The 360-nt window shown below is 78.1% G+C and carries 1 protein-coding gene; it reads left to right on the top strand.

Annotated features, from left to right (window positions below):
- The coding region (locus E0D90_RS26140; protein WP_174856271.1) for a DNA glycosylase AlkZ-like family protein at nucleotides 1–309 on the top strand (309 nt) is incomplete at its 5' end.
- Between the last annotated feature and the right edge of the window lie 51 nt (nucleotides 310–360).

Here is a 360-nt window from a genome sequence, read left to right as displayed (position 1 = left end):
GACCCCGACACCCCGGCGCCCGTGCGGTTCCTGCCGGCGTTCGACAACGCGCTGCTCGGCTACGACGACCGGAGCCGGATCGTGGACGACGAGCACCGGGGGCTGTCGGTCGCGGGTGTCCGCGTCGTACTGGTCGACGGCAGGGTCTCCGCGACCTGGACGGCGGAGGACGGCGTCGTGCGCGTGGCGCCGCTGCGCGGCCTGTCGCGGGCCGACCTCGACGCCGTCGCCGACGAGGGGCGGGCGACGGCGTCCTTCCTGTCCGACGGGGACAGCGACCGGGTGGAGGTGGCCGCCGCCCCCGCGTGAGGCCGGGCCCGCGTGAGGCCGCCCCCGCGTGAGGCCGGGCCCGACACCGCA

This window comes from Streptomyces otsuchiensis (genome assembly GCF_004305975.1).
Lineage (GTDB): Bacteria > Actinomycetota > Actinomycetes > Streptomycetales > Streptomycetaceae > Streptomyces > Streptomyces otsuchiensis.
Note: the sequence above shows the minus strand (reverse complement) of the source record. Positions and strands in the feature narration are given on the sequence as shown.